The organism is Effusibacillus lacus (assembly GCF_002335525.1).
Classification (GTDB): Bacteria; Bacillota; Bacilli; order Tumebacillales; family Effusibacillaceae; genus Effusibacillus; species Effusibacillus lacus.
Genome location: NZ_BDUF01000029.1, coordinates 58,574 through 64,934, shown reverse-complemented (window position 1 = coordinate 64,934; position 6,361 = coordinate 58,574). Strand labels below are relative to the sequence as shown.

General features: G+C 48.7%; 8 protein-coding genes and 1 pseudogene. 3 read left to right on the top strand and 6 right to left on the bottom strand.

All coding sequences use genetic code 11. The features are described from left to right. From EFBL_RS07135 to EFBL_RS07125, 3 genes and pseudogenes are all read left to right on the top strand, one after another. Positions 1–711: pseudogene (locus EFBL_RS07135) on the top strand (YkvI family membrane protein); the annotation flags it as partial. Positions 712–840: 129 nt separating this feature from the next. Further along, entirely contained in the window at positions 841–1,443 is a 603-nt protein-coding gene (locus EFBL_RS07130) for a DedA family protein (RefSeq protein WP_096181453.1), read from the top strand. Between the two features lie 23 nt (positions 1,444–1,466). Next, on the top strand, positions 1,467–2,315 hold the full coding sequence (locus EFBL_RS07125) for a YitT family protein (protein ID WP_096181452.1): 849 nt from the start codon (positions 1,467–1,469) through the stop codon (positions 2,313–2,315). Here EFBL_RS07125 and EFBL_RS07120 read toward each other — a convergent pair. The 6 genes from EFBL_RS07120 to EFBL_RS07095 form a co-directional block, all read right to left on the bottom strand. Further along, the gene (locus EFBL_RS07120) at positions 2,312–2,890 is read right to left on the bottom strand and encodes a DUF1405 domain-containing protein (protein WP_231705705.1); all 579 of its coding nucleotides are present in this window, start codon (positions 2,888–2,890) and stop codon (positions 2,312–2,314) included. The two genes, EFBL_RS07125 and EFBL_RS07120, sit on opposite strands and share 4 nt — an antisense overlap. An 86-nt stretch (positions 2,891–2,976) precedes the next feature. Beyond that, on the bottom strand, positions 2,977–3,729 hold the full coding sequence (locus EFBL_RS07115; RefSeq protein WP_096181451.1) for a menaquinol-cytochrome c reductase cytochrome b/c subunit: 753 nt from the start codon (positions 3,727–3,729) through the stop codon (positions 2,977–2,979). Positions 3,730–3,771: 42 nt separating this feature from the next. Further along, positions 3,772–4,443: a menaquinol-cytochrome c reductase cytochrome b subunit gene (qcrB, locus tag EFBL_RS07110; protein WP_096181450.1), complete on the bottom strand. Its 672-nt coding sequence runs from the start codon at positions 4,441–4,443 to the stop codon at positions 3,772–3,774. A 20-nt stretch (positions 4,444–4,463) separates the two neighbouring features. After that, complete coding sequence (locus tag EFBL_RS07105) at positions 4,464–5,003, bottom strand: ubiquinol-cytochrome c reductase iron-sulfur subunit (protein WP_096181449.1); 540 nt, start codon at positions 5,001–5,003, stop codon at positions 4,464–4,466. Positions 5,004–5,237: 234 nt separating this feature from the next. Next, the gene (locus tag EFBL_RS07100; protein ID WP_096181448.1) at positions 5,238–5,699 is read right to left on the bottom strand and encodes a DUF2487 family protein; all 462 of its coding nucleotides are present in this window, start codon (positions 5,697–5,699) and stop codon (positions 5,238–5,240) included. Positions 5,700–5,786: 87 nt separating this feature from the next. Further along, a complete protein-coding gene (locus tag EFBL_RS07095; RefSeq protein WP_096181447.1) occupies positions 5,787–6,332 on the bottom strand; it encodes a ReoY family proteolytic degradation factor in 546 nt (181 codons plus the stop codon). Between the last annotated feature and the right edge of the window lie 29 nt (positions 6,333–6,361).

The following is a 6,361-nucleotide window of genomic DNA, read 5'->3' as shown; positions in this document are numbered from 1 at the left end:
AAAGTCCCTTTTCAATTGGGAGTCCTGCTGACCATGGGGGTGACCTATCTGACGATCAACCGGGGAATCCCGGGTCTTCTGGCTGCCAACTCCATTATTGTCCCTCTCATGCTTTCACTGATCTGTTTTATATTCATTAAGACAGCCATCACTCCTTCTGCTCACACTGAATTCGCGGACAGCCGGCACGAATCACTGTCCTGGCTGGCATCTGGCGTGTCCTATGCAGCTTTCAACCTTGGACTTGCAGTTTCGGTTCTGGTTCCGCTTGGAAACGAGATCAAGGACCGGAAATCCCTTATGGCCGGGGGTATCATCGGAGCCGCCGGGCTTGGGGGCATGTTGCTCGGCGCCCATTACGCAATGTCCGAAAGAATGCCGGGCATTCTGGAATTTGAAGTTCCAATGGCTCAGATCACCGCAACTTATGGCATTCCCTTGCAGGTTCTCTTTGTGTTGGCCTTGTGGGGGGAGATATTCAGTACGCTGATCGCTAACGTTTACGGTCTGGGAAGCCAGTTAAGTTCTCCGCGCCACCCGGACAACAATTCACTGGTAACCGTACTGATCCTGACCTCCGCGTTTTTCGTGAGTCAGGTGGGTTTCTCAAACATCGTGACATACCTGTACCCTGTGTTTGGCTACTTAAGCTTCCTGCTGCTCATTTTCCTTCTGTGGCCGCGGACCGCATTGCCCCGCAGGCACCCATAACCCCCCCTTAAAATCGGCTGTGCTTTAAACCGTTTTGGTTGTCCTGCCTGAGACAATTATGTTAAATTAGTACCAAATGGCTGCACTGGTAACCCGGTGCTCTTTTCTATTTGACTTCAGGGGGAGGGCTTGACAATCGAACAGACGGTCCTGGAATTGCTCAGTGTCTACGGTTACATAGCCCTGTTTTTGAGTCTGGTCCTTGGAATTGTAGGGCTCCCCATTCCGGATGAAGTCATCATGACATATGTGGGATTCCTGGTATCACAGGGAACCATGAAGTTTTCCGCCGCGCTGTTTACTGCTTTTGCGGGTTCGGTGGTGGGAATGACAATCTCCTATTCATTGGGCCGATATTTCGGATTTCCCCTGATCCGCAGGTTCGGCAAACATATAGGCATAAAAGAAGCTCACTGGCAAAAAGTGCAGACTTGGTACGAAAAATTCGGTCCCTTTGTGCTGATGATCGGATATTTCTTGCCGGGAATTCGGCATCTCACTGCCTTTTCCGCCGGAACCAGCCGGATGAGAGTGATCTCCTTTGGCATGTACGCCTACACTGGCGGTTTTATTTGGGCATTGACTTTTATCTCTCTGGGAAGAGTACTTGGCGAACATTGGAATTTGTTGTTCGTTTATTTGCACAGATATGGCGTTTGGATTCTGCCGCCGCTTCTGCTGCTCTTCCTGGGGATCTTTCTTGTCTACCGCCGCAAAAAAAAACTTTCCTAAACCAGAGAGGAAAGGGATCCAAAATGCGTGAACTGACACATTGGGCCGGAATCATCTTCGGAGCTGCCATACTGTCCTTTGGCATCAATAATTTCATCATTCAAAATCAATTGGCGGAGGGCGGTTTTTTTGGCATATCTCTGCTATTGCTATATTGGTTCAAAATAGAATTCGGAGTTTCATTCCTGATACTTAACATCCCCCTGTTTTATGTAGGTTACCGGATATTTGGCGGCAAGTTTCTAATCAAGACATTTGCCGGAGTTGCCCTGGTATCCGTCTTTTCGCTGCTTATACCCGAGAACCTTGTTCCTTCCATTCCCGACGACAAATTGTTGGCTGCCTTGTACGGCGGGGTGGTGAATGGAATTGGACTTGGTCTGATATTACGGTTTGGGGCGACCACGGGCGGTTCCGACATAATAGCCCGTATTGCCAATTCCAAATGGGGCTATTCCGTCGGACGCACTCTGTTCATCATCGACATCTTTGTTATATCCATCGTCGCTGTTCTGCAAGGCGCCATGGTGGCCATGTATTCGCTTGTCGCACTGTTTATCGCAGCCAAAGTGATTGATGTGGTAATCGAGGGGGTATCGAGCAGCAAGTCAGCCATGATCATCTCTGAACTTACAGAGGATATTGCAAATGCTATCCATGATAAGCTTGAACGCGGTACCACCCTGCTAAAAGGCCGCGGCGGATATACCGGCCAGGAGAAAGACGTGCTTTATTGTGTTGTGTCTCGCGAGGAAATTCTGCGTGTACAGGAGATTGTGCATGACATCGATCCTCATGCCTTTGTGATCGTTGCAAATGTACATGACGTGCTGGGAGAAGGATTCTCCCCCCTTGCCAGGAAAATTCCTTAGGCACTCCTTTGCCGCAGCCAGAAGGTCAACAGGATGGTAAATATGCTTAGGGAAACGGTGAAAACGGCGACTTCCGAAAGAAACCGGTCGTCTTCCAGGTAGGGATGCACTTTAAACACGTAATCGAAAAAATCATTGACCAGAAGCCACGCTGCTCCCAACCATACATGCTTGGCCCCAAACCGGTAAGCGAAATTGTACAGCAGGACCTCTGCGGCCATTCCCGCGTGGGAAAAGATCAACATTATATTCGCCGGATCTATGTAACCGTCATCAATGCCATACATCGTTAGGACAACCACGCACCAGACCCCATACTTGAAAGAGGTCATCAAAGCCATCATTTCGATGAAAGGGTTTGATCTACCCAACAGCAGGAGCAGCACGAATACGGTAAAGAACAGGGACGATGTAGGCGAATCCGGAACAAACGGCAGCAAAACCGGAGGTGTATCCTGCATCTGATTCTTGTACCAGTAATAACCGTAGATGGTGCCCAGAAGATTGACCCAGAACAAGACCCATAAGAAACTTCTGTTCATCAGCAATTGCCTTATTGGTTGCCAATAATTCACTTATGTACCCCTCTCAACCCTGTTACGGTTTGCTTGAAATAACGACACAGAAGAAGAAAACTGGCCATCCGGCCAGTTTTTTGCGCTTACTTCTGCTTTTGTTTCCCGAGCCACTCGGCCAGTTTCTTGGCGTCGTCGCCTTTCACCAATCCGCCAGGCATGCCGGGCGGCTTCCCGTTCTTGATAATCTCTTCAATCTGTTCAGGGGTGTATTTGTTACCTATACCAAGCAATGCCGGTCCCAGTTGACCTTTCAGCTCGGCACCGTGACAGCTTGCACAGCTGGTACCAAATGTCTTGGCCGCTGGATCCGCCTGATCCACAATTGCGGTATCCTTCGGAAGCTCCACTTTCTTCTTCGGCGGATTCTTGGCCAGTGCCGCTTCATGCTGAACTTCCGCTTCCCGAGTGAGCCAAGCCATGAAGATAACGGCGACAATCATCGCACCTGTTGCAATCGGGCGCTTGAAAGGATGGCGAGCTTTACGACGATCCAGCCAGGGTGCCAGAGCAAGCAGTGTCATTGCAATCCCTGGGATGACTACAGTGCCGAGCCACACATAATCCCCGGGAATGTATTTCAGCAACTGGTACAGGAACAGGAAGTACCAGTCCGGAACCGGAATGAAAGATGTGTCGGAAGGGTCGGCTACAGCTGCAAGCTCAACCGGATTGAATACAATCCAGAGAATGAACGCAACCAGTAAAACAGAACCTACAATCCATTCTTTCAGCAAAAAATTTGGGAAAAACGGCTCCGTCCCGTTTGTGGGCATGTCTTTCGGCTTACGGTAACGGGGGACGCCGGGAATTCGTTCTTTACCCGATTGATCAGCCATTCACAGCTACCTCCTTTAATTTCCACGAAAAAATATCAAATTTTATAGCGGACCTGCAATCCCTTGCTTCCGGATCATGAAGAAATGCAATCCCAACAGTACCAGAAGGGCTGCAGGCAGGAAGAACACGTGAATGGCGAAGAATCTGGTCAAAGTCAACGCACCCAAATCCGGTCCCCCTACCAACAAGGTTTGGATGTATTTTCCGATAAAAGGAACAGAGCCTGCAATCTTGGCACCCACAGCGGTAGCCCAATATGCTTTTTGGTCCCAGGGCAACAGGTATCCGGTGAACCCGAAGCCCATTACCACAGCAAAGATAAGAACCCCGACAACCCAGTTCAATTCGCGGGGTGCTTTGTAAGATCCCGTAAAGAATACGCGCAGCATGTGCAGGAACATCATGATAATGACAAGGCTTGCTCCCCAGAAGTGCATACCGCGAACGATGTTCCCCAGCAAAACCTCATCGGTAATATATTTGACCGACTTGTACGCATTGATAATGTCCGGAACATAGTACATGGCCAGGAACATACCGGAAATAATTTGCGTAGTGATAATAAGGAATGTCAAACCGCCAAAACAATAAATGAATGCAGACATTTTATTGGCAGGGTTGACGTGGGCAGGAACCTCGTGATCGGCGATGTCGCGCCAGATCGGGGTCACGCCTAACCGTTCGTCTATCCAATCGTACGTTTTCTTCAACATCTATGAGACCCCTCCTGTCCCTATGCTTTTCTTTCTCTAATCGGTCCCAACAGGATCTTTCCGCCTTCGACTTTCACGTCGAATGCGTCAAGTGGACGTGTCGCAGGAGCACCTGGGTTGGGAACGCCGTACTTGGTAAACTTTGAATCGTGGCAGGGACATTTGAAGAACCATTCCCCATCCTTCGGTGGAATGGATTTGCCCGATTCATCAACCGAACCGTTCACCTGACAACCAAGATGGGTACAGATGGAAGACATCGCAAGCCACTTGCCATCCTCTTGCTTGATGATCCAAGCGCTCATCTTAACGTCCGCTTCATACCATCCGTCTTTCTTGTTGACCGTAAACTCGACTTTTCTCGGCAAATCCGTGGAAAAATCGGATTCCTTGCCAACCTCAACGTAGTTTGCCTTTCCCGCCTTCGTCAACGGGTCGATCGTCAGAGGTATTAACGGAGCTCCGATGGCTGCCGCCATAAATGCACCCGTACCGCCCAATGCGTATGTCAAAAATTGGCGGCGGGAAAGTCCGTCTTTGTCTTTTCTCTCATCACTCATTCTGCTTAACCTCCCTGCCTTTGAACAAAAATCCCTGCCTCGTTTTCGAGCCGATTCGACACGTAGAATTAGTACGTATACATCTTACAGCCTGCCCTATAGCGTGTCAAGCAAACTTGTGCTGCTTTTCTCAAGGCACAAAACGCGATTTTTGATCTTAGAATTAGTTAAAGTATACCCAATTTTTGAAAGCGCCGTCATTGCTAAGTGATGTTGTTCACAAAATTGTTATATTTAGCTGTTCCAAAGGCTTATAATTTTCCGTACAACCGATTCGATCCCGGATTCACCAGGGACTATCCGAATTGCCAGCATGCCAAAACCCTTTTCGGTCAAGAGGCTGGCCGCTTGTTCCATGGCCTGTTTGGGAGTGCCTGTCCCGTAAAGAAGCACCGCTTTGGTCATACCTTCCTCTTTGTATGGAAGCAATAGACGATACAAGTATTCGACAAGCAACTCGTCCGGGGTGCTTCTGTCAATACTCCCCATCTGTGTGTGCACCATCTCCGGCAGCAGAAACACCCTGCCGGAAAGTTGTTCTTCCACACTTATGGCAGCCTGTCTGACTTGCATGCAGTCTCCTGCTGGCGGCACCCCTTCCCCCTTGTGGCCTATGGCACAGACGGGCTGTATCAAAGTATCCACGTACGGCTTTAATTCCGCGTATCTTTCCGAAGACAATCCTTCCAGTTTCACAGTATCTACCACCGTTAAACAGAATTATTTTGGCACCTTGCGCATTCCGGGCGCAAATCACACCTATTATAACAAAAAAAACCGGGCTCAGCCCAGTTCAATCAAGTCTTTCAATTGATTGGCCAGCTCGTGAAAACGCTTCTTGTCTCCCAAGTCCAGTGCCAGATCAATCTGTTCATAGAGTTTGGCCAACTGGTAATTCCGAATCGCAGTATCCAGAATCAATTCGGCTTGCAGGCTGACTAAAGCGTCCGTTTCTCTGGCTTCTTCCTGCGGGTTGGTTTCCAGCACCGCCGCATATTCAGGCGATACACTTCGATCTTTAAAGAAAAGCCCTATATAAATATCTTCCTGAGGATTGTTGTGGATATCCAGAAACGCTTTCTCAACGTCAGAGGTGACACGTCTGTTTTTGTAAAATTTGAACGGCGTCATCTGAACACATTTGGTCGACATTAAAATTGTTTTTGGGAGATTTTTGAAGTTATCGATAAAATGAACACGTTCCAGTATATGATCATTTGAGGCAAGGTACTGCAACAGCCACTCCGCTTCCCGGTTTTGCAGTTCATAGTTTTCCAGGAACCACTTTATGAAGTATTTTTTCTCCGCACCGTTGATTACTTCACCCACCGCCGTTCCCTCCTTTGCAAGATATACCT